Origin of the sequence: Coleofasciculus sp., assembly GCF_046539235.1 — a bacterium.
In the GTDB taxonomy this organism is placed as follows: domain Bacteria; phylum Cyanobacteriota; class Cyanobacteriia; order Cyanobacteriales; family Coleofasciculaceae; genus Coleofasciculus.
Window position 1 is genome coordinate 1 of the sequence record NZ_JBKHHI010000035.1, and the last position, 26,633, is coordinate 26,633.

Genomic DNA, 26,633 nt, shown 5'->3' on the forward strand with positions numbered 1-26,633 from the left:
CCTCTGTTTAACCCTCGAACTCAACAATGGAAAGAGCATTTTATTTGGACGAGGGTTTTATCCTGACACTGTGGTAAAAATGAAATAGTAATGATCCAAGGTAGAGGGTAAAATTAATCCACTATTTTGACATCAAATATCTCAACTAAAAATGTGACATTTTATGTCTTTTAAGCCTACTGATGCAATGACTGGATGATATACTCCGGTTGCGTTACCCTAATTGAGAGTAATCATTGACGATTAGTGACTCTACGCAATCTGATTTCATGGATTCATCCTTCGGCTAAGGACTGGGCAATCGATGCCCGCCTGTTGCGCTGGTTAACCTTTCTGTGGCTATTGGTGGGTTTGGCGGTGCTGTTCTCCGCATCCTATCCCAGTGCCGATGCTGAGTTTGGTGACGGTTTATATTACTTCAAACGACAGCTCATTTGGATTACCCTAGGCATGATCGCCTTTAATTTTTTTGTGCGATCGCCTTTACGGTATATCCTGAAAATTGCCCATTGGATAATGCTAGTGTTCTTAGGGTTGATCTTGCTCATCCTGATTCCCGGTGTCGGGACGACAGTTAATGGCGCAACCCGTTGGCTATCCCTCGGTCCTGTTCCCCTACAACCCTCGGAATTAATTAAACCGTTTCTGATCCTCCAGAGTGCTTGCATCTTTGGGCAATGGCAACAGATTTCCATGCGAGTACGCCTGTTCTGGCTAGGGATGTTTGCCCTAGTGCTGTTGGGAATTTTGCTCCAACCCAATCTGAGTACAACGGCGCTATGTGGGATGACGCTATGGCTAATTGCACTGGCGGCTGGGTTGCCGTTTTCCTACTTAGGAGGAACCGCCTTAGTCGGCTTACTACTAGCAACAATTAGTATTAGCATCAAAGACTATCAGCGGCGTCGAGTGATGTCCTTTCTCAATCCCTGGGCTGATCCGATGAATGACGGCTATCAATTGATTCAAAGCCTGCTGGCGGTGGGATCAGGGGGTACATGGGGTTCAGGGTTTGGTCTATCCCAACAAAAGCTATTTTATTTACCCATTCAATATACCGACTTTATTTTTGCCGTATTCGCGGAAGAATTTGGCTTTGTCGGCACTACATTCTTACTGCTGCTGATCGTAGCTTATGCTACCTTGGCAACAATTGTGGCATTGAAAACCCGTCATCCTGTACATCGGTTAGTCGCGATCGGAGCGATGATTGTAATTGTTGGTCAATCGCTGTTAAATATTGGCGTCGCCACAGGGGTTCTCCCGACTACGGGTTTACCTTTCCCATTTTTTAGTTATGGGGGAAGTTCCATGATTGCCAATTTGTGTTCGGCTGGATTGTTGATTCGGGTAGCTAGAGAAAGTAGTGAGGCTCAAGTCGTATCCTTACAAGCCCATCGCCAATCACCACCTCAGGGGCGTAGGCGACAGAGAACTCAGTTACAGCGGATGAGGGATTAGGTGTTAGCGGGGGAGACAGGGATGTAGAGACGTAGCATGCTACGTCTCTACATCTTCAATCTTCCAAAATTGGCACAGTCTGATTGGAAGAAGGAGGGGGTAGGGTTTGAGGATTGGTGGCTGGATTGTCGAGGGTTGGTACAGTTACCGAGGGTGGAGTATTTTCCTCGCTTGGCTTGGTAAAAATAAACTCCCGCTCAGTTTCTGTGGGTGCAGGTTCCCGTACTGCTGGCGTTACCGGGTTTGGAGGACTCACCGCGGGTGTTGCTGGAACCCCTGTATCGCTGGTTAGATAGATATGACCTAAAGCTTGACCTTGATAAGCACGTCGAGTGAACCGCCAACCGGGATCAAGTTCAATTTTGAGGAAATTGCCATTACTCAACCCTTGGGTTCTGCCAATTTCCACCCTGGGGGCTTGACGATTCATCCGATTTGTACCAACGAGGACTAACTCACCATTACGCTCGACAATTCTCAGCAAATAGTCTAATCCTAAATCTTGACCCTCCATGCGAATCGAATAACCATTACTATCAGTGCTACGTCCGCAAATGCCCGTAAAGTCAAAATTGAGCAGTAACGGATCAACGATCGCGGGATTACTTCCCACCTCTTGCCAGCAAGCGCGTTGGTTTGAGCGCTGCTCGATAATCAGTAATTGATACTTGTTATCCCCAAAAGGAGCAGCAACGGCAATAAAATTATCAGAATTGACTTCTTGACTATCAAATGTGCCTGCCTTGAGGGAACTTGAAGCTGCGACGGTGAGTAGAAATGCCGTCGTTAGAACTCCAACGTTGAGCCATCGTAAACGTTTCATAGTTAGTGTGGTTGCCGAAAATTTCTACATTCAAAAATAGACGTAGTGAACCAGCAATAAGATTCCGAGACCATCGGTAATCTAGAGACGTAGCATGCTACATCTCTACTAACTGCTTCGCCGATTATCAGGTGAATTGGAATTCACTGGTACAGGGTTGACGGTAAAGGTTAAGACTGTCTCATCGACACCTTTAAGCTTAAGAGAACGATACTTTGCGATCGCGTCATCGTCTAACCAATCGGCAACTGACGCCGAAACCAGGATTGAATTCGGTTCAGCGGCTTCTTGCAGTCGGGCGGCGATATTCACCGAAGGACCGATCGCGGTATAGTCGGTTCGTTCATCTCCACCAAACATACCCACTACAGCAGTTCCTTGATGAATCCCACAGCGGAATCGTACAGGCGGCGGTCCTCCATTGCCCACCAATCCCTTAGCTTGCCACTTTTGATTCAGTTTATCGAGCGATCGCAACATTTGTCGTGCTGAGGCAATTGCCCGTCGCGCTTGTTCGTGAGGACTTAATTCTTCAGGAGCGCCGAAAATCGCTAATATGCCATCCCCCATAAACTTATCTACCGTACCCCCATTATCAAACACCGCACGAGTCATTGCTACCAGATACTCGTTGAGCAACTCGGCAATTCGGCGCGATCGCAAGGTATTCGACAACTCCGTAAACCCCACAATATCACTGAACAACGAGGTAACCAACCGGGGTTCTGGATGTAAATCCAGTACCAATTCCCCCTGTGCTGCTTTTTGTACCATAGCTGGAGGCAAAAAGCGCTTCAGTACCGACTCGGTTAGATATCGATTTAACTCAATCACCCGCTGTTCTTGTTCTTTAAGCGCTAACAAATTCCGGACTTCTGCCAACAATTCCCGGTCATTAAACGGTTTCGACAAATAGGCATCTGCACCCTTTTCTGTTCCCTCAATCCGACTGGCTTCATCGGCTTTTGCCGTCAGCAATATAATCGGTATTCCCTTACATTCCTGAGAACCCCTAATTGTATGAATCAAATCCAGTCCTGACATCACAGGCATCATCAAATCAGTCACGATAAGCTGAGGATTGCATTTCTGCGTCATTTGCCATCCTTCCTCACCATTCCGTGCTGTCCACACATGATAACCGGATTGCCTGAGAATGTTCTTTACATAAGCTCGTAAATCAGAATTATCATCGACAACCAAAATTCGCGCTATTTTTGCCGCCAACGGTATAATAGTTGACTCAACGGTTGACTCAACGTCTCCAGTTTCTTGAGGTTCGGCTTCGGATTGCTCCTGTTGTTCCCAAAAGGATTCCATCTCCAAGTCCGCCAGTTCCACCGATGCCCTACTGGACTGGATTTCCGTGGCAACATCCACAATTTGCTCTACAGGCAGGTGAGCTTTTCCTTGTTGTAAATGAATGGTGAATGTTGTTCCTTTTCCCTGTTCCGAGGATACGTCAATTTTTCCCCCATGGAGTTCTACTAATTCTTTCACCAACGCTAATCCTAAACCACTGCCTTCATAACTGCGGTTTACTGAGCCTTCTGCTTGTCGGAACCGTTCAAATAAATGAGGAAGTTGTTCTTGATTAATACCAATACCCGTATCAGAAATCTTTAGACAAATTTTATTGTCCGTCGATTTGACGGTGATGTTAATACTTCCCCCAGCATTGGTAAACTTCATCGCATTTGACAATAGATTATACAATACCTTGTCAAATTTTTCTATGTCTAAATAAATCTCAGGACAAGGGGTGAGCTGGGTCAAGAGATTGATATTTTTTTTCTCACAGTAAGGTCGAAACGTTTCAACAATTTGATTAATAAATTCAATTAAGTTACAGGGACGGAAACTCGGTTGCATCCGTCCCGCATCAAGTCGCTGTAAATCCAATAGCTGATTTACTAATCGCAACAGGCGGCGCGAATTTCGCAGAGCGATTAAACTTTGTTCATAAGGTAATCCCTGATGTTGATTAATTGCCGATTCCAGTGGTCCAATCATCAGGGTCAGGGGCGTGCGGAATTCGTGGGAAACATTTTGGAAAAATTCCGTTTTCTGTCGGTCTAATTCCATTAACCGCTCGGCTTGCTGTCGCGTTTTTTGATAAAGTCGCGATTGCTGAACCGCAATTGCCGCTTGGGATGCCACGGCTTGGGTAAGTTCAATTTCCGATTGCAGCCAGTGGCGTGGGGTATCGGTTTGCCGCAGGCTAATACTACCAATAATTTTGCCATCAACCAATAAAGGCACCACCAAAAGGGCGCGGGCATTTTGGCGCAGGGGCAGGTCAGACCCATTCATTTGGGGATTGGCTACCAAATCATCAAGCACCACTGGGGCTTGGGTATCAATAAGCTGCCGTAATACGGGATTGCCGACAATCGGAACGGCTGACAGAGGAAGTTGAGTTGAGGAAACAGATTCAATTGAGGAGGTAGGGGCATGAGTCACAGTGACTTGATTATTCTCTGGGGATTGAGAATGATGATTAACCGACGTTCCCACTACTTTTGTCGATTTCCCATCATATAAGCCCACACATTGAACAAACTCATCGTCTTCACTCCACAGGGACAAAACACAACCATCAACGTTGAGAGCAACGCCTAATTGTTGAGTAATCGCGGTAAAAATTTCTTGGGGATCAAGACTAGACCGAATAGCGCGAGTAATTGTGTTAATTAAAGTTTGCTGCGTTGCTAAAGCGTGTAGCTGTTCATAGGCCCGTGCCTGGGAAATTGCCATGGCAGCTTGGTCTGCTACCATCACGACGAGTTGAATTTCGTCATCTTGCCAGCTATAGGGTTCTACACACTGGTGTAACGCCATGACCGCCACCAATTCCTGTTGACTAATCAGGGGGACGACTAAACTAGAGCGAATATTCGCTTGTTGATACGCCTGTAGTCGAGCTTGGACTTCAGGACTATCCTGATTAAATCGTTCATCCGTCAATACATCTTGAATAACGGTGACTTCATGGGTTTGCCAAACCGTCTGAGTTAAAAGCGGCGGTAGCGATGAGGTCGCGTCTGTATCTTCACTCGTGGTTTGTATGGTACAGGAGTTAGGTTGCGGCTGTGCTAAGTCTAATGGTGAATGGTTCGGTGATAAGGGTTGCCTACCATTGTCTCTAAACCTTGAAGTTTCGCCACCTGAGTCGCTCAGTTGCCGTTGATAGACAAACCATTCATCGACCAACTGCTCTTGCTGGAAGGGACGAAGAATGCATACATCGACTTCTAGCAAGTGACCCACCGTCTCAACAATCCGCTGGAGAACGTCTTTAAGCGGGGAACTACCACTTTTGTCATACTGAGCATTGCGAATGGTATTGGTTACTGTATTCAGCAGGGTTTCCCGCCGCAACGCCCGACAGAGCTCGCTGGTGCGAGACTTGAGGACGTTATGAGTATCCATGGCTTGCCGCACGACTGACTTGAGTTCCTCGGCATTCCAGGGCTTGGTGACGTATTTAAATACTTTACCCGCATTGATGGCTTCAACCAGGTCTTCAACATCGGTGTACCCCGTCAAGATAATCCGGATAATATCAGGGTATTGAGCGGCGGTGATACTGAGAAACTCCGTACCACTCATCAGAGGCATACGCTGGTCGGAGATAATCACAGCCACGTCTCCTTCAGCTTCTAAAACTTCTAGTGCTGCAGGACCATTGTCTGCCCGCAAGACTTTATAGTCACGATGGAATGTTCGATATAGCAAGTCCAGGTTGTCGGGTTCGTCATCAACAACCAGAAGTTTAGGCTTTCTTGTGGATTGAGATCTCATGCACCGCTCTCCTGCTGCCAGAGCTTTTGCGAATAAAAACAGTTTGCACGCACGTTAGAAATGTTTACGGCGGTCAATAGCTGGTTCGGTGAGAAATCTCTGACTCCTGAGAATTGTAGTTCGATGATCACGACTGGCTAAAGGAAGCATGTTACTTGTCCTGCGGCAATTTGGCTATTGTCACGGTAGTTAGTGGTACACCCCAATTGATTTTAATTTTTGTTTTCCAGTATGGTTGTATTCTGCCTCAAGTTGCCGACTAGCCATGTTTTTTCTGTTCGTCTTGGTTTTTGGTTTACCATAAGAGTCGTGCGATCGCATAACTCCTCTATTTTGGGCGAATCCTGAAAATTTAGGGGATCGAGCATACCTTGAGGACGCAAAGCGCTGCGCCTTGATCGGCTTTATGATGGTGTCATGCCCCTGGGAAAGCGCTGTGGGAAGAAGTGATTCGTCAATGCTCTACTTGTACAATACTATCGTTCTGGAAACGAAAGACGATGATTTCTGGTTAAGTGTTAATCCCAAGGGAGTGGTGATGGCGCTCTTTATGTTTTTGCGATGGTGAATCCCTGCTTTTCTTTCGTGACGTCCCACAAAGTTGCTTCTGAAGCTCAACAGACGCTGACTGTGGATGCTTCCCGCTTAACGATCCGAAGGGCAAAAGACCAAGATCTAATTGCGCTCTCGGAAATTCTAGCGGATAGCTTTCACTCGCAACAGGGACTCTGGCGTTTGGTTTATCCAATTTGGCGATTAGGAATTTATGAAGATCTGCGGAATCGGCTGCGTGCCAATTCTCCCCATTATGCCTGTTTTGTTGCCCTCAACCCTGATGCTTCTGGCGATAGTGCTGACGGGCTACTCGTCGGCACTGTCGAAATTGCCCTCCGTTCTCCCCCATCCTGGCAACCTCAAGGTCACCACTATCCTTACATTTCTAATTTAGCGGTCAGAAGGTGTTGTCGGCGACGGGGTGTGGCTGGACAATTACTGCTAGCTTGCGAGCGTCAATCCTTAGCATGGGGCTTTCCCAATCTTTACCTGCATGTCCTAGATAGTAACGATCAAGCGCGGCAACTTTACCTGAAAATGGGCTATCAACTGCATCATCTAGAGCCGAGTTACAGTCTCTGGCGACGCCATCCTCAACGTTTGTTATTACGCAAGCGTTTAAATACGGGAACACCTGGATAACCATAAGGCTAATTTTTGGCTCACGGCGGTAAGTGACACAGTTGGGGACATAATCTCCACTTTGCCGCCTTGGGGAATCGATTTTCTCGATCCAGCTTTACCATTTCTTTAAAAAACGTTCCCGCTTCTTCACAGAATCTTCATAAATTTTCTTAACAAATAGGCGTATATTGTCCCAATTCAGGCATCTGTAGGGAATTGACCTGACCTATACCTGTAACCGTATGCCATAAAATAGAGTTATAAATTTGTCGAGAAGCAACAAATGACACCGATCTGAGTTTGTTTGATAGGGTAATTCAACATAGATGATCAACAAAACTTCTCTTCTTGGTTATTATCAAAGACTGATAACCAAATGACTTGATTAGTTGTGCGTTCAACCTAGGTGCATCCCTGCTCCCTTGAAATTAAGCAATACGAGTTGAAATGGAGAGCGAAAATAACCAGCGTTGCCAAACAACTCTTTACGAAGAAGAGGAGGTGCTTGCCCGCCCCAATAGTTTCGCCAACGCTCAAGGCTCTAGTGGCATGAATGAACAAAGCCCAAATTCCCACGACTCACCTGAAGGAAAAATTCTGCAGCAGCTTCACGATCAACAGTTGCTGATCGTTAATCCTCGGCGTCGGAATGGCTTAATTCTCTTCAAGCGCTATCATGCTGAATTTGCTGGACCCGGTTCAGGGGTGGGAGGATTATTCGATTTGGATTGTCAACGGGTGCTACCTGTGGGGAACATTTCTTTACTCTCTCCAGAATCATCAGAAGAGCGAAAGCGAGCGTATCTGATTCGACGACAGTGGGTGAGATTAACGATGCAAATTACTGATAACCCAGTTCCCCTGCAACGCGCCCAAAAGATACTAGAGCAGTTTGAGGGCTTCTTCGACGCCCAAACAATTGCTAAATTACCTAATGAGGCTTTTTCTCTGTTGGTGGGAGTCTTGCCTCAGACGGTGATCAAAGTGCGTCACACAGCCTAGTGCAGTGGGGGAGCTGGGGGAGCATGTAGAGACGTAGCTACGTCTGGGGAGATGAGGGAGAATTTTCACAGACGGGTTAGGATCAAGAAAAAATTGGAGCTTTAGCGGATCACGCCGGATGTCCGAACCTTTGATTTGTGTCACCATCAAACTATTCGCCGCTTATCAAGACGCCTACGGCGTCCCCGAACTTCAACGGGAGTTCCCAGCCCAAACCCCTGTATCTGTCCTTCTGGATAGCTTAATCGCCGAACATCCTCAACTGAAACCCTGGCGGGATTTGACTCGTTTTGGTATCAACCTCCAGTTTGTTGAACCGGATAGGATTTTGCAAGCAGGAGATGAGGTTGTCTTAATCCCCCCTGTCAGTGGTGGTTAATCTGTATGAATTCCGGCGAAGGGATGGGCAACAGGTTAATTGATGGCTCCTTTTTCTGTAAAAATATAAAGAGAAACTATAAGAAAAACCTGCAAGTGAGTCGTTATGCCAGAAAAAAACAAATCTAATCCGGACGCTCAAGAGGCTAAATCTAAATCCTCTAAAGCCAAAAAAGAGAAACCGCCAGCACCTGAGGACAAACCGTTCCCGGAATTTATCGAGCAAGAGTACCTACCCGCGTTAAAGACTGCCTTTGGCGAACAAGGGGTCGATGATGTAGAGGTCAATTTTGTCAAGAAAAAATTTCCGATTCCCGGTTTAAGTACCCAGCCAGACTGCTGGCAAGTCATTGGTAGCTTCGCTAATGGTCAGCGTCAATTTAACGTATATTTCCCCGATGAGGATATAAAGGAGCAAAAAGCCTTCTCCTGTGCGCCCAAGGGAGCCAAACCCAGTACCCTTGAGTCATTTATGATTGACGAACGCAAGGTGTCTCTCGATCTGCTGGTGTTTTATACCATACAGCGATTGAATGCCCAGAAATGGTTGGCAAGAAATTAGTTAGGGGGAGCAGGGGGAGCAGGGGGAGCATGTAGAGACGTAGCATGCTACGTCTGGGGAGCAGGGGGAGCATGTAGAGACGTAGCATGCTACGTCTGGGGAGCAGGGGGAGATGTTAGCTGTTCAGTTATTTACCTGCTCACTGCACTAGGCTTCTCTGGAGCGATCGCAAATATGAGTTATACTTGACTGAATGGGGTATGCTTTAGACAAGCTTGAGATTTCCAGCTAAATTTTTCCCAAAACGGAGTCTTGCTGTAATATAGTGCGAGTCATATTAGGGTGTACCGACTGCTTTCCTTGGAGATTAGCCAAAACGTTAGCTCATGGGTTTAACCTACTCCTGCTTCCTGGCGTTGTGGTAGCCGTACTTGTGAAAAACGGTTGTAGCTGGCTAATCTATTAGTGATCCTGACCTGTAGTGATCCGAACCTCTAGATTCCAGCAGCAAAATTACCACCGAACCGCTGGCTTGAGTTAAGGGTTCTCACTCAAAGTACGCTTCTACCCCCTTACTTTTGCTATGCTGACTTCTATTACCCACGAACAAGAACTAAAACACGAAAGCCTGCGACTGCTGCGAGACTATCAGCAATCCAAATCCGCAGAGACTCGCAACCAGCTAGTGTATCTTAATATTGGGCTAGTTAGACGAGAAGCTCATTATTGGGTCAATCAATGCACCGAAAGCTATGAAGACTTGCTACAGGTTGGCTGTCTAGGTCTGATTCGAGCGATTGAGCGATTTGCTCCCAGCAAGGGTAATGCCTTTAGTTCCTTTGCTATTCCCTACATTCGTGGTGAAATTCAGCACTATTTGCGCGATCGCGGCGGTTGTGTGCGTATCCCCCGGCGCTGGCTAGCACTACAACAGCAGTCTATCGCTATTATTCGCCAGTTACGATCGCAACTTAATCGCCAACCCACCGATGCAGAAGTGGCGGAAGCTCTTGAAATTCCCCTAGCCGAATGGCAAGAAATTAAACTAGCCCACCAGAATCGAGAACCTCTGAGCCTAGATACACCTGTTGGTGACGAAGAAGATGGCACAACCAGTTTGGGTGATATTGTCCCCGATCCACGATATCGCAGTTTTCAACTGGCACAAGAAGACCAAATTCGCCTGCAACAAGCGCTGGTTCATCTAGAACAACGGACTCGCGAGGTTTTGGAATTTGTCTTTTTACATGACTTAACTCAGAAAGAGGTGGCAGAGTTGTTGAATATTAGTGTGGTAACCGTGTCTCGCCGCATGAAAAAGGGACTCAGCGCCATGAAAAATATTATGAATGGTGGGGAACGGTAAGTGTCAAAGATGATGCGCGATCGCTAGTAGCCGATGGCAGTCAAAGCTTCCACAAGGCTTTCACTATAATAGTAGGTAGAGAGAATAATTGAAATTTATTTCTAATTGGGTGTTCTGTGTGGTGTCTTCTGTAAAAATATGGGGGGACTCGATCATGCATAAAAAATTATTAGTTGGGTTGATCACAGTATTAGCATTGTACATAGGAGGTTGTCAGGGGGACGATACTGAACAAATTGGCGAAGTGCCAGAGCCGACGACAGAGGAATCGCCAAGCGCAGAACCTACACCGGAGGTCGCTCCCTTTAAAAATCCTGATGTAGACACGCAGCCGAGATTGCCAGCAGCATCAGGGTTGATCCGAAGTCAGTCACCCCAGGAGCAAGTTAGAAAAGTAGAAAAAGGACGCAGCGATCCCTTTGCTACCCTTACCGTGCCCCCGATAGTAACCGTATCGCCTAACCCTCAGGCTGAAGGACGCTCTAGACCTGTACCTGTCGTTCCTCAATTCCCCTCGCCGCCTCAAACTAGGAGGGGAACAACGGGTAATGGTAGTCCAGGGGGTGGCAATCAAACCGGAGGAACGGGAACAGGCACAAACAGACCCAATGTCATACCAAACCCCCCCACGCCCCCAGGGAGAGCGAGGGCTAATGGGGATGGGGGAGCCACTGCCAATGGGGGTAATGGGGGACAACCCGGTAGCACCACAGCAAGTGGTAGTCCGCCTCCCGAACCCCCTCCCTTAGTTCCCGAACTGCCAAAATTACCAGATCCGACACTGGCTAGGCAAGTGGAGGTTGAGGGCGTAGTCCAAGTTGGCAATGTGCCTCGAGCTATTGTCAAAGTTCCCAATCAACCAAGCCGCTACGTCCAAGAAGGACAAAGGATTTCCAACGGACAAGTTCTGGTTAAGCGGATTGAAGTGAATCGCGGTCCGATGCCAGTGGTTGTTCTGGAGCAATATGGTCAAGAAGTGGCTAGACAAGTTGGTGAAGAACCTGCGGGAACTCCAGCACAAGCCGAATCCTCGACAGGTACTTTGCCACCGCCACCTGCGTGATTGTGGGGTTGACAGCAGGTTGACCTACTGATGAATGTGTTTGTAGAGACGTGCCATGGTGCGTCTCTTTGTGATCTTACTGGGAGTAGTATTGGGTGCCAATCTACCACGATACCCGATAAGGTAGGGGAGAATGTCAACGATTGAATTGAAACGTACAGCCTGTGACCAGCAAATCACTACGATACGATGTATCTGGTTCGAGATTACCTTTAGCCGTTTATCGAGAGGTGGCGGCTCATTTACGGCAAGTAGAAGGAGTAGACGTTGAGCTAATCCCCCAAATGTCCCAGACGTTTGATTACAATCAAAGTCAAGTAGAGGGGTTATGGATTCAACGTGCTGATGATTCTGATGCGGTGAGTCGAGAACGAGTTAACCGAATTTTGACTCACTATAACCTACTCACGACTTAATCAAGAATCGTTAACGATTATGGACTATTGGGAATTTCTACTCCAAAAAGAGGGCGATCGCACTTGGTTACCGATCAAATCCCCTCAGCTTGACTTGGATGTGGGTCGATACCGGGTAGTGGCTCATTCGAGTCGCGCCAATACCGATGTGGAAATTTGCGTGACCCATACCGATACGAATGAAACACCACCCAAGCGACGGTATCAAAAGCGATCGCGCCGTACTAACCCTGATGGGTTAATGGTGATTATTCCCTTTACCTATCTTAAGCCCGGTCTGTGGGAGTTGCGCTGCTGTGGCGATATTATGTCCGATTTTCTGGGCAATTCCTGGCAGGAAACGGTACAGTTATCAGTTGTACCTAAGGTGAGTGAGGTTTTCAATCAGGTAGAAGGCAGTGGTTCGACAGGACTTCGGACGTTCGGCGAGCGCTCAGTCGAGCCGCGTGAGCGCTCAGTCGAACGCTCACCAATCGGGCAGAGGGCAGAAGACTCTTTAGAGGCAGAATATAGAGGGCAGAAGGTAGAAGGAGATGAGATCACTCCGGAAATGGTGAATAATGACTCCGCGCATCCTGAGGAACTTCACTCCCCATTGATCACGTCCCTCCATAGCCCAGAGACAGAAGAGGTTCTCCCCACACAAGAGCAACCTGCGATCGCGGATAATGATTCACTCAACTCATCTCACCCTGTCGCCCAATCCACCCAATCCCCCTCTCCAACTGAGTTACCTACTCTAACTGAGACAATCTCATTACCCCAAACTCATACCCCCTCTCAAACCCCTATAGCGGCGACAGAAACCTCTCAAACGGATACAGAACACTCCCTTTCCCACCCCACCAATGGCAAAATCGGGGATAGAGAGGAAACGACATCACTAGAAACAAAAGCTACCTCTCCTCCACCGGAAGCATTACCTGAGTTAGAGATTCCTGAACCCGATATCCCGATTCAAACCTCTAACCCTTCCCAATCTCCTATCTCCAATCCCATCTTGGATCAATCCCTGCAAATGCTAGAGCAAGTGTTGCAACAGGTACTTGATCCTGTAATCAAAGAATTTGAAGCGTCTGAGTCTTCGGAATTGCCTATTCCCATCTCCCCAGAATCCGAAATTTCCCCAGAGGAAGATACGTCATGGCAAGGATTAATCTTAACCCTAGAGGAGGAAGCTTTAGTCACACAACGGCGAGAATCTCTGACTGTAGCCGGACAGGTGGATCAGTTAAATGTGCATCAGCTAGACCCTAGGGAAACTGTCCCCAGTGAGACGAATCAGTTTCAGGGTATCCTACAGTATGAATTACGTCATCCGCAAACCGGAGAGGTTGTCGTGGATGTACGAACACCCATAGCTACACCCGCATTTCCTGTCACTTTTAGCCAGACTCTAGAGATTCCCTCAGATAGCAAAACCTGTTTATTACTAGGAAAAGTTAACCTGTACGAATCAATGGGGACAGCATTAGCCAGTCAACCGTTTACAGTCACAGTAAATTTAGATGAATTATTAGTTGCGGTTCAATCGGGAAATTGGACAAAATCCGAAGACACAACTGCTGGGATTTCTACCCCAAAACCCAAGTCACAGTCAATTCCTCTGAATCAGATATTTCTTGATCTGGTTGATAATCCGAACAGCCGTAAGCCTTTAATCTACCAACCCTCATCCCATCAACCTTTACCCCCACAGCTTTATCAACGCCAATCCCAGCCAAGATTAACCAAATCGCTGGATTTGCCTACCTTTTCTGTGCCCAAACCAACCATAGGAAAAGAATCGGAATCCCTGGAGGAAATCCAGCCAGAAATAGAAACGCGATCGCAAGCTGTTGAACCCACTGATAAACAGACAACCGAAACAACGCCTTCAGCACCCGACGATACAACAGAAGACTTCGTAATCGACTCATCTGTCACCGAATCTCTGGTGTCAGAAACAACCGAGAGGGAAACCAACGAGACTATCTCTGTTCCTCACACGGCTGTCGCTGAAGCCTCTGTGCAGGCGGAAACCGCAACTGATTCCGCTGAACCCTCAAAGGAAACACCCCCCCTAGAGGACAATCTCGCCGCCTTAGCAGAAACATCTGAACAGGCTTCTACAGAGTCCACCGAGATATCTGATGTCTGGACATCAACACCAGAGGCGGAACCCGAATCCTCCCAGGGAGAAGAGATATCGAATTCAGACTTATCCAAGTGGAAAACAGCCGCGATGTCAAGTGCTGCACCCATCGAGCAAGATCCGATCGCGGTTGATCGCGCTTTCACTCAACTCAACCTGAATGAGCGATTCTGGGGGCGTTTGAATGCGTTAATGACGGATACGGATTTAGCCGAATGGCTGAAAGTGGAGTTACCCCCTAGCGAGGACTTGGTTGAGTTGGAAGGGGAACTATCAGAACCAGAGGTTGATCCATTATTTGCTCAACCTGAAGAAATTCCGCCATCCTCTGATGATGAAGATCAAGAATTAAATGGCTTTGATGAATCGATGTGGGATGAAGACACCGAGGAGGTAGGGAGTCTAAATCATCAGGAGATCCCGAAACTCGAACCCCCTGTTCAACCCGATCATCCTCCCTTGAATCGTGAGGAATTGCTGGAGCGAGAAATTGTGGTTGAGGATGAATCCCCAACTACCGAATCCTCAGCGTCTGGGCTAGTTGGTTCAAGAACCATTGAGACAGAAACAGGAGCGCGATCGCACCTGAGAACTTCTGACATGGCTCAACTCGACTTAGGGACGCCCTTACCCACACCAGAACTATTCATCCCGACTCAGGAACTAGCGGCTGGGGAACCTTTACTGGTAAAGATTAAATTGAATCCTCATTCGGCTCGCTTAGGCGTTAAATTATGGGTTCAAGATCGCCAAAGTCGCTCCCTACTTGATGGACCCCGTTGGTTAATGGAGTTAAGTCCCAATAAAGCGGGAGAATTAGAAGCCTTGACTCAGTTGGTTGTACCCTTTGGCACAGTAGAAATTCGGTTTGAAGCGATTACGGTAGATTTAGATAGTGAACGGGAAAGTCACAAGGTTTCCGTTGATCGAGTTGTGGTTCCACCGGACTTGTCAGATTTATCTGAGGATGAGTTCTGAATTTACCCATACGATCATCAGTTACTTGTAGGGGCGGGTTTAGGGATAAAATGAGGAAACCCATCTTACATTAAACAACGAAACCCGCCCTAATCCTAACTTTCATCGTCGCTATTCTGTAAATTGGGGATTTAGGTGATCAGTTGAGTGTGAGGGCGGGGAAGGGCGGGTTTTGTAGAAACGTTATTAATTTCTGGGTTAATTATTTCCCTAAACCCGCCCCTACATGGGATATACAGCTTTAGATACCAAATGAATACTAAAATATCGTTCTGGCTGATACCATCAGCAGCTTATCGACCCTTTTTTCAAGAGATGATCAATTCTCTAGCTAAAGCCCATAATGCGCCCAGGTTTGAGCCTCACGTCACTATCTATTCGGGAGACTATACGGCTGATGAATCGGTTGATGAATTAATCGAAACAGCCGCCAAGAATGTTTCTGGGTTTATGCTGGATATCGATCAGGTTGGCTATACAGATCTATACACCAAAACATTATTTGTGCAATTTCACCCATCGGCAATTCTGACTCAGATTTGCGAGACCTTGCGCCATAACTCGGCTAAACCCTCTAATTATGTTCTCAGTCCCCATTTAAGTTTGATTTACCAGCATCTTGATCAAGCCGTTCAAAAAAAATTAGCCACAGAGTTAGTTATTCCCTACAGTCAGGTTTTCTTTGATCAAGTGAGAGCCATTTCCACACCAGAACCTGTTCGGAGTGGTGAAGATGTAGAAAAGTGGCAAACGCTCAGTGTCAGGAAATTAGTACCGTGAGAGGGGAGCTGGGGAAGCTGGGGAAGCTAGGGAAGCAGAGGGAAAAGAGGCGTTCCGATAAAACATCTTTTGTAGGGGCGGGTTTTACTACTAACATTTCGTTTTCACCCTGATGTAACTAAACCCGCCCCGACCTAACCGTTCAATTATTGCTTCTTGCGATAGCGAGTATGACATAAGACGAATCCGGATCAAGCGATCGCACCTGCGAAACAAGAAGAGGAGAACTTGTTCGGTTAACGGACATGACTAGCGACAAGCATCAGCAGGATGAGACTATGGTTGTATCAGGGAATTCTAAACTATCCGAGAATCCGTCTACGGGGATGGAGGATGTGCAATCTGACGCCGATACCTGGTTGAGTCAGGGAATTGCGTCGTTTCAACAAGGGGACTATCGCCGTGCGATCGCGGCGTTGAATCAAGCCTTGCAGATTAATCCCGATTTGGCCCAGGCTTACCATTATCGGGGAATGAGTCATTATTGTCAGGGAGACGCTTTGGGGGCGATCGGGGATTTTGATGAAGTATTAAGGCTTGATCCTCAAAATGCCCAAGCGTATAGCGATCGCGGTTTGATTCTGGCGACGCTTAATCATCGCTGGGGCGCGATGCAGGATTATAATCAAGCCTTGCAAATTGATCCGAGTTATGCTAAAGGGTATCTGAATCGTAGTATGCTGCGGTTGGCATTAGAAGACTATCAGGGCGCGATCGCAGATTGTGATCAAGTGATTCGGATTAATCCTAATTTAGCCGAAGGGTATCTGAATCGAGGGATTGCCCGGTTTGAACTAGAAGCTTATCAAGATGCGATTGTAGATTGCGATCGCGCTTTAGCGATTAATCCCAATCTGACGGCGGCTTATTTTAACCGAGGGATGAATCACATCGCCTTGGGAGCCTATCAGGAAGCGATCGCGGATTTTAACCATGTCTTGGAATTGAACCCCAATGATGCTCAAGCGTATCTGAATCGCGGTTATGTGCGGTTGCAGTTAGGGGAAAATTGGGGAAGTATTGAAGATTTTGACCAAGCGATGCGCCTAGAACCCGTGGCGGCGAAGGCATTTTTTCAACAGATTGCTGATACATTAAATCAAGAACCCGACGCCGTTGAGGATGATGAATCGAAACTAATTCAAGGGTTAATGGTTCAAGGGAATTTACGCTATCAATTAGGCGATTATCCAGCGGCGCTGAATGCCTATAATCAGGTTTTGAACCTCGATCCGAATTATACAGAGGCGTATAACCAACGCAGTACCGTGCGTTCGGCGATGGGGGATTACCAAGGTGCGATCGCGGATTTGGAAACGGTGAAAACGCTCTCTCTGGCGACTCCCTTCTCTCCAGAACCCGTATCCGTGGCGACGAATGAACCAACGCCTCAAGAGTACCATGAAATCGGCGTAGAAAAGTTGAATCAGGAAGATTTCCATGGTGCCATTGAAGCGTTTAATTATGTCTTACAGGATAATCAAAATAATGCCACGGCGTTAACCTGTCGGGGATTTGCGTATCGTCGTCTGGGGGATAAACCACGAGCAATTGCCGATTTTCAGAAAGCCGCGAAAGTGTTTTATGAGCAAGGGGATATGAAATCATCCCAGGAAGTGATCAAAACACTGAAAAAATTGCGGCAATAGTTGATTAAGACAATCTCCTGTAGGGGCGACCCGCACCTGATCAATGAACAACACTATTCCACTCAATTGGATCGGGTAACTGTAGGGGCGACCCGCTTGTATCAAATAACAACACTATTCCACTCAATTGAATCGGGTCGCCCTCAGCTTAATAGCGTAGTGTTAAACGATTCTGGGCGCAAGACGAGGCGCCCCGACAGAATCGCTACCCTGGGGATTTAAACGCTGGACAAATGCCTGATGTTCGGCTGTCTGTATTCCCTACTGCAATACTGCCAAAACCTCAGCTAAATTTCCCTCACGCAACCTATTCACCGCTAACCATAATCCCGGAAAAACACGAGATTTAATAATCCCCGCTTTATCGGGTTCTAGGGAAATATATCGTCCTGGGAGGAGGAGAAACAGTAGGACGGATTGACATCTGACAGGCTCTAACTGTAATCACTAACGGGTGAGGGGTGAGATGCCAATGATTAAGGGCGGGTTTTGAACAAAAGTTAGCCGTTTTGATTCAACGTTTATCCCTAAACCCGCCCCTACATGATGGCGATGGTGAGGGATTTTCTGAACTGTAGGGGCGACCCGCTTGTATCAAATAACAACACTATTCCACTCAATTGAATCGGGTCGCCCTCAGCTTAATAGCGTAGTGTTAAACGATTCTGGGCGCAAGACGAGGCGCCCCGACAGAATCGCTACCCTGGGGATTTAAACGCTGGACAAATGCCTGATGTTTGGCTGTCTGGATTCCGCTGGTCACCAACGCGATCGCACTGATAGCGAGGATATTGGGTACTGTGGCGAATCCAGTGATTCATAAACATGACTCGTTCTGCCACATAATACCCAACCGATTCTGAGGGCTATACTATTGATCAATTAAGCTAAATCTAGTAAGCTTTGAGGAAAAAGCCCCATTTTCTAGCTTGAGGCTTGCTTTTTCTTGAGAACTGAAGTAACACCCAAAGCACCAACTGTGAGTAAACCTAAGACAGAAGTCGGTTCGGGGACGGCTTCAACAACTGGACCGGACTCCAAGCCAGCAGTTGTGGCTAATAGTGCCCCATCACGTTCTAAGAACCATTCATTAGTCTGAGAACCAAAAGACAAACCTGTGAATATCGGTGCGTCAGGATCGTTAACATCCCCTGGTAAGGTTTGGAAGGTGAAATCAATAGGGAACAGAGGGGTATTTCACAACTCATTTATACACCCGATTAATTGATGAAGCCTTATAGTTTAAAGTTTCTGTAAAGTTTGGGAATATCTCTTGACAAAAAAAAGGGGGTGATATAACTAATCGGGTAGAGGAGAATTCCATTCAGAAACCGTAGGGGCACACGGAGCGTGCGCCCTTTCCCAATGTGTGCCTGATTGAATCATCAAATCTATTCCCCAATTTTAGGTAGGGGTAGGGCGGGTTTTGCAGCAACGCTAGCGGTGTTGATTCAACGTTTATCCCTAAACCCGCCCCTACACGATGGCTATGGCGAGGAATTTAATGAACTGTAGGGGCGACCCGCTTGCATTAATGGACAACACGATTCCACTCAATTGGATCGGGTCGCCCTCGGTTTAATCGCGTAGCTGTGGGCGGGTTTTGAACAAAGGTTAGCGGTGTTGATTCAAGGTTTAACCCTAAACCCGCCCCTACACGATGGCTATGGCGAGGAAAATTTATGATTTTGGCACGGGGTTTACCATTTGGATCAAGGTTATGGAGGAGATGCCCAGGATTAAGGGCGGGTTTTGCAGCAATGTTAGCGGTGTTGATTCAAGGTTTAACTCTAAACCCGCCCCTACATTATGCCTACATGACGTTTCAGGAGGGTTGGCACTTGTAGGGGTACGGCATTGCCGTGTCCTTGCTGTGCAATAAGATAAAGTACAGCCAAAGCAGTAGGAGATTGATGAGTGAAGGAGTATGTTTAATGACCGATAAACCCACATCTTACGAACAGTTCACCCTGCCCATCGTACAGGAACTGTTCGAGTTAGTGTTAGATGAACGAACCAATTGGACAGCCAACCTAGAACCCGTTGAACCCAGCCCTCGATTAGTTCAAGATTTGGAGGATAATGTACTGCTTGCCTTAGCCACCAATACGGAAAAAGCGAGGTCAGAACTAATTATCACTCCCATCCTGAACGAATTGCGTCGAAGAAAGAATGTCATCGTGTTTTCGGGTAAAACCTTCAACGTCAACGAAGAGTTGGGTTTAAAGGGACGCTGCGATTTTATTGTCACGGCATCGGATGAATTCTATTACATCAAGGCTCCAGTTTTGACGATTGTCGAAGCTAAGAATGAGAGTATTGTTGCTGGGTTAGGGCAATGCCTTGCCACAATGATTGCCGCCCAGATATTCAACCGGAGTGACGTGGTTTATGGTGCGGTGACAACAGGCGATCGCTGGAAATTCTTGCAGATCAATGGCAAAGCCGTCAGTATTGCTCCAGTCGAGTATAACTTGGAAAATTTGGGCAAAATCTTGGCAGTATTGGAGGCAGCAACACTTGACTGATACAATGTTTACAACTACATGACGCAAAACTATTACGCTATCGTTATAGTTACTATGATTGTTAGTACAACCCAAGCGGCTCAAATTTTAAATATCTCCACGGCTCGACTGCGAGTCCTGCTGCTTCAGGGCAGAGTGGAAGGGGCTTACAAGACCGGAAGGATGTGGTTAATGCCTCTATTTAATGGCAAACCCTTGATTAAGGGCGGGAAAAGAGGTCCGGCTCCGCGTTGGCGCAATCCCCGAAAGCCAGCGAAAACAATCATTCACGTTAATTCACAAAGAATTCGCCAGAATCAAAAATACCAACAACGCCAGCCGGTAATTACAGTGAAAAAGTGGGGCGACCCCGGAACCTTGATTGGAGCAAAGGAACAAGCGACCCAACAGGGTAAGACGAATGTCTATGGTCATGAGGTCGAAATACCGGGAGGATGCCGGGTTGTTTATCGTCCCGATAGTCCCCGATGTGGAGCTAAGGTGTGGATTGAAACCTTTGACAACGTCAGGGTTATTTCTTGGCAGGAGGAGGGTTCTTCCCAACCGATAGGCAAAACTTGATCGCGATCGCGCTCTAGATCAAATATGAGTTGAACGTCTGTATTACTATTTAAACCATTGCCTACATGACGTTTCAGGATGGCTGGCACCAGTTGACTATAGGCACCATTGTAGAGACGCGCTTTTGAAGCGTCTGGAACATAAATGATGTGTCCTAACCGCTATGGCGGTTGCTATACTGCAACAATTGCAACGGGTATGGCGAATATTCTGAGTGATTTTTTCATATGTTTTGTGGATCATTATTAAAGAGGTTAACAAAATTTATTTCCAGGTCAGCTGTCATCCATTTAAATTGGGTATTAGTAGCGAGCAAGATGCAAAGCCTGCGGCATGGCTTCGCTAAACGCACTACAAACATTGCGCCATTGTTAACATTAAGATTTAAAGACCGAACAGCTTACTACTGTTACCTCCTGCCTGGTTGGTGAGCTACGAGCTGAACTTCGACAGGCTCAGTTACTGCGCTCGCCGAACGTCCGAAGTCCTGTCGAACCACTGCCTTCTGATTTCTGGCATACCTCTGTGGTGCTGAAATACGCCGTAAAAAAGCCGTGAACACCGATCCAGCCATTGCCACCCGCTTTTTACAATAAGGTCAGTTAGACAAATTCTCTACGTTAATGACTGACTATGCAACCCAATAATCCCAATCTCTTTACCGAAAAAGCCTGGGAAGCCCTCGCCCAAACCCCAGATGTGGTTAAAGCCGCCCAGCAACAACAAATTGAAAGCGAACATCTGATGAAAGCGCTGCTGGATCAAGAAGGGCTGGCGATTAGCATTCTCAATAAAGCCCAAATCCCGGTGCAGCGCATCCGGGAAGCCACAGACGCCTTTATCCAGCGTCAACCCAAGGTTTCCGGGAGTAGTTCCTCTATTTATATGGGGCGTAGCCTGGATACCTTATTAGATCGGGCGGATGGCTACCGCAAAGAATTTAACGATGACTACATCTCCGTCGAGCATCTGATGTTAGCGTATGTGAAAGACGATCGCTTTGGCAAACGCCTGTTTCAGGAATTTAAACTAGACGAACAAACACTGAGAACTACGATTACCCAAATTCGGGGGAACCAAACCGTGACTGATCAAAACCCAGAAGGCAAATACGAAGCCCTAGAGAAATATGGACGGGATTTAACCGAAGCCGCTAGAGAAGGTAAACTTGACCCCGTGATTGGGCGAGATGATGAGATTCGCCGCACGGTCCAAATTCTCTCCCGTCGCACCAAAAATAACCCCGTTTTGATTGGGGAACCCGGAGTGGGTAAAACCGCGATCGCAGAAGGATTGGCACAACGGATTGTCGCCGGAGATGTTCCCCAATCCCTCAAAGATCGGAAATTAATCGCCCTGGATATGGGGGCGTTAATCGCTGGGGCGAAGTTCCGAGGGGAATTTGAAGAACGCCTAAAAGCGGTTCTCAAAGAAGTTACCGACTCCAAGGGACAAATCATCATGTTTATTGATGAAATCCATACCGTTGTCGGTGCAGGGGCGACACAAGGATCGATGGATGCGGGGAATTTACTCAAACCAATGCTGGCTAGAGGGGAGTTGCGCTGTATTGGCGCGACAACCTTAGATGAGTATCGCAAATATTTAGAAAAAGATGCCGCATTAGAACGCCGTTTCCAACAAGTCTTCGTGGATCAACCCAGTGTCGTCGATACCATCTCGATTCTCAGAGGGTTAAAAGAACGCTACGAAGTTCACCACGGCGTTAAAATCTCCGATAGCGCCTTAGTCGCCGCCGCCACACTATCCACCCGTTATATTAGCGATCGCTTTCTCCCAGATAAAGCTATTGATTTAGTCGATGAATCCGCCGCCCGACTAAAAATGGAGATTACCTCCAAACCGGAAGAACTCGATGAAATCGATCGCAAAATCCTACAACTGGAAATGGAGAAACTGTCCCTGCAAAAAGACAGTGATCCCGCCTCCATGGAACGCTTAGAACGCCTAGAACAAGAACTGGCAAACCTCAAAGAAGCACAACGCACCTTAAACGCCCAATGGCAATCCGAAAAAGACGTTCTGGATCGGATTCAAGGGATTAAAGAAGAAATTGATCGAGTGAATATAGAAATCAGCCAAGCCGAACGGGAATACAACCTGAATCGGGCGGCTGAACTTAAATACGGGAAACTCGCCGAGTTACAGCGATCGCTGCAAGCCTCTGAACAACAGCTAAACGAAACCCAAACCAGTGGTAAGTCCCTGTTACGGGAAGAAGTTACCGAGTCCGATATTGCCGAAATTATCTCCAAGTGGACTGGGATTCCGATCAGCAAACTGGTAGAATCCGAGAAAGAGAAACTCCTACAACTCGAAGACGAACTGCATCAACGAGTCGTGGGACAAGAAGAAGCGGTTACTGCTGTCGCCGATGCGATTCAGCGATCGCGTGCAGGATTAGCTGACCCCAATCGTCCCACCGCTAGCTTCATTTTCCTCGGTCCGACGGGTGTGGGAAAAACCGAATTGGCAAAAGCCCTCGCCGCCTATCTATTCGACACTGAAGACGCCTTGGTGCGGATTGATATGTCGGAATACATGGAAAAACACGCCGTCTCTCGCCTAATTGGTGCGCCTCCCGGATATGTGGGTTATGAAGAAGGGGGTCAGTTAACCGAATCGATTCGGCGACGCCCTTATGCGGTGATTCTCTTTGATGAAATCGAGAAGGCGCATAATGATGTATTTAACATCATGCTGCAAATCCTCGATGATGGTCGGGTTACTGATGCTCAAGGGCATACGGTAGACTTCAAGAATACTGTGATTATCATGACCAGTAATATTGGGTCACAGTACATTCTTGACTTAGCTGGTGATGATACCCACTATGACGAAATGCGGGGACGGGTAATGGATGCGATGCGAACCAGCTTCCGTCCAGAGTTCTTGAACCGGATTGATGAAGTGATTATCTTCCACGCCCTGCAAAAACATCAGTTACGCCATATCGTCTCCCTACAAACTCAGCTACTGGAGAAACGTTTAGCCGAACGGCAAATGTCACTGAAGCTATCGGAAGAGGCGATCGATTACTTAGCCGAAGTCGGGTATGATCCTGTGTACGGCGCACGTCCCCTGAAGCGGGCGATTCAGCGAGAATTAGAAACCCAGTTAGCTAAAGCTATGCTGCGGGGTGAGTTTAGTGACGGCGATACCATATTTGTGGATGTGGAGAACGAACGGCTGACATTCAAGCGCTTACCCGCAGAGTTGTTGACCACTCAATCCAGTTAAGCCCTCGACAGCCAGGGACTCTATTAAGAATTGTAAAAAACCTCAATCCCTGGCTGTTGCCTTTTTATAATTCCCAATTTCCTGATTCAAACCGGAATCCGATCAAAATAACATCGCCGTCGCAACGCCTGTCGTAGTAGCACCTGATACTCTTGCTCTTCTATCATACAAGCGCCAAAGCGAGCCAAGTGAGGATTCATCATTTGTACATCAAACAACAAAAAGCCGCGCGATCGCAACCGCTCGACTAATTTGACTAACGCCACCTTTGAGCCTTCGGGAATCCGGTAAAACATGGATTCGCCAATAAACGCGCCGCCAATCACAATCCCTAAAACCCCACCCGCTAGTTCATTTCCTTGCCACGTTTCAAAGCTATACGCCCAACCTTCCTGATAAAGTAACCAATAAATTTCCTGGAGTTCCGGAGAAATCCAGGTGCTTTCCCGATTGGCACAACCTGCCACAACTCCTTTAAAGTCTCGGTTAATTGCCGTACTAAACCGCTTCTGATTGAGAACCCGTTGTAGAGATTTAGGATAGCGAAACCGCTCGTCTAAGGGAATGATTGCTCGCTGGCGACTAGAGTACCACCCTAGTGATCCGGTTTCATCCGCCATCAAAAAATAGCCTTGAGCATATCCTTGAATTATTGTCGGAATAGTTAACTCCATAGTGCTAGAACTCGGTTGAGAGTCCCTGTTCTCGAATCGCTAAACACCATTTTAAGATTTCCCTGATCAGACATAATTTCGCTATGCTTAAAAGTGACATCTCCCTGATTAAATCAAAGATTATTTTACTCAATGAGTTTCAATGCCGAACAGCTTATGTCCCCAGAATAGTAGCTTTCCCATCCCGAAAATGAACGTTTTGACTGTAGACAGCTAACTTTTGACATTTTATGGCTGAACCCATTCCCCCAGTTACCCTTCCCCCTGCTGAAAATGCCCAGCAGGAAGGAAAATGGTTGCGAGACGCTTTGGTGTACTGGCTGGATCATGAATTTTTACCAGAACCAGCCAATCAGGACATTGCCGATCGCGCCTCCCAAATCTTTGTCCGCCAACGCTTAGAAGGCGAAAACGATGTCGGTTCTTTGGTCATTGCCATTGTCACCGAAATGCAAGCCTTCGACTTCCGAGAAAGCTTCTATAGTGAATTCGCGATCGCCAACGCGGTTAGCGATTTGCTCCTCGACAGTCTGGGTATTGACCGTTGCTGTGGGAATTAGTCATCAGTCATTGGTCTTTTGTCCTTTGTCTTTCGTTAAGAACGATTGACCAATGACCCAAATCTACCAACTCGACTTGACTACTCCTGGGAGTAATCCTTTATGGGCCCATTCCCGCAGTACATGGCGAGATAGACCAAAATCCCGATAGTAGCCTCGGGGACGCCCGGTTACCCAACAGCGATTCCGTACCCGATTCGGCGCACTACTGCGGGGTAACTGTTGGATCTTCCGGTGAATCTCTAGTTTTTCAGCCGGAGAGGACGCATTGTCAAACTGTTCTTTCAGTGCTGTTCGCTTAGCCGCATACTTCTCAACCAGCTTCTGGCGCTTTTTCTCGCGCTCAATCATTCCTTTTTTAGCCATGAGTCTTTGGCGTTTCCCTAAATAAAGACACTGTTTCCTATCTTATCTTTGTCATTCGTTCTTTGCCATTGGTCATTTGTTCATGGTTGATGGTTGATGGTTGATGGTTGATGGTTGATGGTTGATGGTTGATGGTTCATGGTTCATTGACAAAATTCTTCTCTCCCCTATCTCCCCCATCTCCCCATCATCCCTCAATCCTAGCACTGGGACATAAATCAGCCAGTACGCAAGCGTTGCACTTCGGCTTCTTCGCCTGACAAATTGCCCGACCATGATAAATTAAGCGAATTGACCAGTTTTCCCAGTCTTCCACAGGCAACAGTCGCATTAAATCACGTTCGATGCGAATTGGGTCACTATGTTCCGTCAAACCCAGACGCTGAGTTAAGCGCTTGACATGAGTATCCACCGTCACTCCTTCGTGGATATCAAAGGCATTGGCTAGCACAACATTAGCAGTTTTGCGAGCTACACCCGGTAATTTGATCAACAGTTCGATACGTCTAGGAATCTGACCGCCAAATTCGGCGACGATCATCCGACAAGCCCCTTGAATATTTTTCGCCTTATTGCGATAGAATCCAGTCGGACGCACCAAGGCTTCCAGCACCTCAATATCCGCCTGCGCGATCGCTCTAGCATTCGGGAATTGGCGAAACAATTCCGGTGTCACCTGATTCACTCGTTCATCCGTACATTGGGCTGAGAGAATCGTCGCCACCAGTAACTGTACAGGGGTGTCATAGTTGAGTGTACAGCGAGCATCCGGATAAAGTCGCTTCAGGCGAAGCAAAATCTCCAATGCCTGTTGCTGTTTAGCGAACCATTTACGGGTGATGCTCATTCCCAACTCAAACGTAGCATACTAGGTCTATTTAGGGCTTGCTGCACAAGTGTGGAAGGTACACCAGATAAGGACTTCAAGCCATTTTTGCCCCCAACAAGTACAAGGTTTTTACACCTTTACACTTAAAATCCTGGGATTTTCGCTGACTTTTGCGCCGAATTTCACCTCAACAGAGGCTTGAAACTGTTGCCTGTTGCCTGTTCCCTGTTCCCTCCCCCCACCACAAGACTTATTCAGCAGCCCCTATTTATTTAACACTAAGTCAGGGCGGGTTTAGTCGCATCTGGGTGAGAAAAGA

Annotated in this window: 22 protein-coding genes and 1 pseudogene; 15 read left to right on the forward strand and 8 right to left on the reverse strand. The window is 47.2% G+C overall.

Translation table 11 applies throughout. The features are described from left to right. Positions 1-246 precede the first annotated feature (246 nt). Positions 247-1,461, forward strand: a complete 1,215-nt coding sequence (locus tag ACLFWI_RS05345) for an FtsW/RodA/SpoVE family cell cycle protein (RefSeq protein ID WP_446412066.1) — start codon at positions 247-249, stop codon at positions 1,459-1,461. Between the two features lie 55 nt (positions 1,462-1,516). On the opposite strand, the gene ACLFWI_RS05350 is transcribed toward ACLFWI_RS05345, so the two are convergent. Together ACLFWI_RS05350 and ACLFWI_RS05355 are read right to left on the reverse strand one after the other, a co-directional pair. Next, complete coding sequence (locus tag ACLFWI_RS05350; protein ID WP_446412067.1) at positions 1,517-2,284, reverse strand: DUF3747 domain-containing protein; 768 nt, start codon at positions 2,282-2,284, stop codon at positions 1,517-1,519. Between the two features lie 108 nt (positions 2,285-2,392). Then, positions 2,393-6,088 (reverse strand): response regulator, encoded by a 3,696-nt coding sequence (locus ACLFWI_RS05355; protein ID WP_446412068.1) that lies wholly within the window; start codon positions 6,086-6,088, stop codon positions 2,393-2,395. A 585-nt stretch (positions 6,089-6,673) separates the two neighbouring features. On the opposite strand from ACLFWI_RS05355, the gene ACLFWI_RS05360 reads away from it, so the two are divergent. The 10 genes from ACLFWI_RS05360 (at position 6,674) to ACLFWI_RS05405 (ending at position 17,535) form a co-directional block, all read left to right on the forward strand. Beyond that, a complete protein-coding gene (locus tag ACLFWI_RS05360; RefSeq protein WP_446412069.1) occupies positions 6,674-7,285 on the forward strand; it encodes an N-acetyltransferase family protein in 612 nt (203 codons plus the stop codon). Between the two features lie 429 nt (positions 7,286-7,714). Further along, complete coding sequence (locus ACLFWI_RS05365; protein WP_446412070.1) at positions 7,715-8,269, forward strand: hypothetical protein; 555 nt, start codon at positions 7,715-7,717, stop codon at positions 8,267-8,269. Positions 8,270-8,387: 118 nt separating this feature from the next. Further along, the gene (locus ACLFWI_RS05370; protein WP_446412071.1) at positions 8,388-8,648 is read left to right on the forward strand and encodes a MoaD/ThiS family protein; all 261 of its coding nucleotides are present in this window, start codon (positions 8,388-8,390) and stop codon (positions 8,646-8,648) included. Positions 8,649-8,753: 105 nt separating this feature from the next. Beyond that, on the forward strand, positions 8,754-9,209 hold the full coding sequence (locus ACLFWI_RS05375) for a DUF2996 domain-containing protein (RefSeq protein ID WP_446409225.1): 456 nt from the start codon (positions 8,754-8,756) through the stop codon (positions 9,207-9,209). A gap of 523 nt (positions 9,210-9,732) precedes the next feature. Further along, positions 9,733-10,515: an RNA polymerase sigma factor SigF gene (locus ACLFWI_RS05380; RefSeq protein WP_446412072.1), complete on the forward strand. Its 783-nt coding sequence runs from the start codon at positions 9,733-9,735 to the stop codon at positions 10,513-10,515. A gap of 154 nt (positions 10,516-10,669) precedes the next feature. After that, on the forward strand, positions 10,670-11,578 hold the full coding sequence (locus ACLFWI_RS05385; protein WP_446412073.1) for a hypothetical protein: 909 nt from the start codon (positions 10,670-10,672) through the stop codon (positions 11,576-11,578). 164 nt (positions 11,579-11,742) lie between these two features. Then, the gene (locus ACLFWI_RS05390; RefSeq protein ID WP_446412074.1) at positions 11,743-11,994 is read left to right on the forward strand and encodes a hypothetical protein; all 252 of its coding nucleotides are present in this window, start codon (positions 11,743-11,745) and stop codon (positions 11,992-11,994) included. Between the two features lie 19 nt (positions 11,995-12,013). Then, a complete protein-coding gene (locus ACLFWI_RS05395) occupies positions 12,014-15,106 on the forward strand; it encodes a hypothetical protein (RefSeq protein WP_446412075.1) in 3,093 nt (1,030 codons plus the stop codon). A gap of 252 nt (positions 15,107-15,358) precedes the next feature. Continuing rightward, entirely contained in the window at positions 15,359-15,886 is a 528-nt protein-coding gene (locus tag ACLFWI_RS05400; protein ID WP_446412076.1) for a 2'-5' RNA ligase family protein, read from the forward strand. Between the two features lie 245 nt (positions 15,887-16,131). After that, entirely contained in the window at positions 16,132-17,535 is a 1,404-nt protein-coding gene (locus ACLFWI_RS05405) for a tetratricopeptide repeat protein (protein ID WP_446412077.1), read from the forward strand. Between the two features lie 261 nt (positions 17,536-17,796). Here ACLFWI_RS05405 and ACLFWI_RS05410 read toward each other — a convergent pair. The 3 genes and pseudogenes from ACLFWI_RS05410 to ACLFWI_RS05420 all read right to left on the reverse strand — a co-directional run. Next, a pseudogene (locus ACLFWI_RS05410) lies at positions 17,797-17,940 on the reverse strand (Uma2 family endonuclease); the annotation flags it as partial. A gap of 293 nt (positions 17,941-18,233) precedes the next feature. Next, positions 18,234-18,356, reverse strand: a complete 123-nt coding sequence (locus ACLFWI_RS05415) for a hypothetical protein (RefSeq protein ID WP_446412078.1) — start codon at positions 18,354-18,356, stop codon at positions 18,234-18,236. A gap of 103 nt (positions 18,357-18,459) precedes the next feature. Then, the gene (locus ACLFWI_RS05420) at positions 18,460-18,648 is read right to left on the reverse strand and encodes a PEP-CTERM sorting domain-containing protein (RefSeq protein WP_446412079.1); all 189 of its coding nucleotides are present in this window, start codon (positions 18,646-18,648) and stop codon (positions 18,460-18,462) included. An 821-nt stretch (positions 18,649-19,469) separates the two neighbouring features. On the opposite strand from ACLFWI_RS05420, the gene ACLFWI_RS05425 reads away from it, so the two are divergent. From ACLFWI_RS05425 to clpB, 3 genes are all read left to right on the forward strand, one after another. Continuing rightward, positions 19,470-20,063, forward strand: coding sequence for a hypothetical protein (locus ACLFWI_RS05425; RefSeq protein WP_446412080.1), 594 nt, complete (start codon positions 19,470-19,472; stop codon positions 20,061-20,063). 54 nt (positions 20,064-20,117) lie between these two features. Further along, positions 20,118-20,624, forward strand: a complete 507-nt coding sequence (locus ACLFWI_RS05430; RefSeq protein ID WP_446412081.1) for a DNA-binding protein — start codon at positions 20,118-20,120, stop codon at positions 20,622-20,624. A gap of 633 nt (positions 20,625-21,257) precedes the next feature. Further along, entirely contained in the window at positions 21,258-23,885 is a 2,628-nt protein-coding gene (clpB, locus tag ACLFWI_RS05435; RefSeq protein WP_446412082.1) for an ATP-dependent chaperone ClpB, read from the forward strand. Positions 23,886-23,971: 86 nt separating this feature from the next. Here the strand turns inward: clpB and aat are convergent, their stop codons facing one another. After that, a complete protein-coding gene (gene aat / locus ACLFWI_RS05440; RefSeq protein ID WP_446409081.1) occupies positions 23,972-24,559 on the reverse strand; it encodes a leucyl/phenylalanyl-tRNA--protein transferase in 588 nt (195 codons plus the stop codon). A gap of 230 nt (positions 24,560-24,789) precedes the next feature. Here aat and ACLFWI_RS05445 point away from each other — a divergent pair, with 230 nt between their 5' ends. After that, on the forward strand, positions 24,790-25,119 hold the full coding sequence (locus ACLFWI_RS05445; RefSeq protein WP_006101347.1) for a hypothetical protein: 330 nt from the start codon (positions 24,790-24,792) through the stop codon (positions 25,117-25,119). Positions 25,120-25,182: 63 nt separating this feature from the next. Here the strand turns inward: ACLFWI_RS05445 and rpsN are convergent, their stop codons facing one another. Continuing rightward, a complete protein-coding gene (gene rpsN, locus ACLFWI_RS05450) occupies positions 25,183-25,485 on the reverse strand; it encodes a 30S ribosomal protein S14 (RefSeq protein ID WP_446412083.1) in 303 nt (100 codons plus the stop codon). A gap of 187 nt (positions 25,486-25,672) precedes the next feature. Further along, a complete protein-coding gene (gene nth / locus ACLFWI_RS05455) occupies positions 25,673-26,332 on the reverse strand; it encodes an endonuclease III (protein WP_446412084.1) in 660 nt (219 codons plus the stop codon). Positions 26,333-26,633: the final 301 nt, after the last annotated feature.

Bases quoted from the DNA above. Each gene is read 5' to 3' on its own strand.
- ACLFWI_RS05430 (WP_446412081.1), top strand. From the start codon at position 20,118: ATGATTGTTAGTACAACCCAAGCGGCTCAAATTTTAAATATCTCCACG.
- ACLFWI_RS05375 (WP_446409225.1), top strand. From the start codon at position 8,754: ATGCCAGAAAAAAACAAATCTAATCCGGACGCTCAAGAGGCTAAATCT.
- ACLFWI_RS05350 (WP_446412067.1), bottom strand. From the start codon at position 2,284: ATGAAACGTTTACGATGGCTCAACGTTGGAGTTCTAACGACGGCATTT.
- ACLFWI_RS05385 (WP_446412073.1), top strand. From the start codon at position 10,670: ATGCATAAAAAATTATTAGTTGGGTTGATCACAGTATTAGCATTGTAC.
- rpsN (WP_446412083.1), bottom strand. From the start codon at position 25,485: ATGGCTAAAAAAGGAATGATTGAGCGCGAGAAAAAGCGCCAGAAGCTG.
- ACLFWI_RS05370 (WP_446412071.1), top strand. From the start codon at position 8,388: ATGTCCGAACCTTTGATTTGTGTCACCATCAAACTATTCGCCGCTTAT.
- ACLFWI_RS05425 (WP_446412080.1), top strand. From the start codon at position 19,470: ATGACCGATAAACCCACATCTTACGAACAGTTCACCCTGCCCATCGTA.
- ACLFWI_RS05380 (WP_446412072.1), top strand. From the start codon at position 9,733: ATGCTGACTTCTATTACCCACGAACAAGAACTAAAACACGAAAGCCTG.
- ACLFWI_RS05445 (WP_006101347.1), top strand. From the start codon at position 24,790: ATGGCTGAACCCATTCCCCCAGTTACCCTTCCCCCTGCTGAAAATGCC.
- clpB (WP_446412082.1), top strand. From the start codon at position 21,258: ATGCAACCCAATAATCCCAATCTCTTTACCGAAAAAGCCTGGGAAGCC.
- ACLFWI_RS05355 (WP_446412068.1), bottom strand. From the start codon at position 6,088: ATGAGATCTCAATCCACAAGAAAGCCTAAACTTCTGGTTGTTGATGAC.
- ACLFWI_RS05395 (WP_446412075.1), top strand. From the start codon at position 12,014: ATGGACTATTGGGAATTTCTACTCCAAAAAGAGGGCGATCGCACTTGG.
- ACLFWI_RS05365 (WP_446412070.1), top strand. From the start codon at position 7,715: ATGGAGAGCGAAAATAACCAGCGTTGCCAAACAACTCTTTACGAAGAA.
- ACLFWI_RS05415 (WP_446412078.1), bottom strand. From the start codon at position 18,356: ATGAATCACTGGATTCGCCACAGTACCCAATATCCTCGCTATCAGTGC.
- ACLFWI_RS05400 (WP_446412076.1), top strand. From the start codon at position 15,359: ATGAATACTAAAATATCGTTCTGGCTGATACCATCAGCAGCTTATCGA.
- ACLFWI_RS05405 (WP_446412077.1), top strand. From the start codon at position 16,132: ATGACTAGCGACAAGCATCAGCAGGATGAGACTATGGTTGTATCAGGG.
- nth (WP_446412084.1), bottom strand. From the start codon at position 26,332: ATGAGCATCACCCGTAAATGGTTCGCTAAACAGCAACAGGCATTGGAG.
- aat (WP_446409081.1), bottom strand. From the start codon at position 24,559: ATGGAGTTAACTATTCCGACAATAATTCAAGGATATGCTCAAGGCTAT.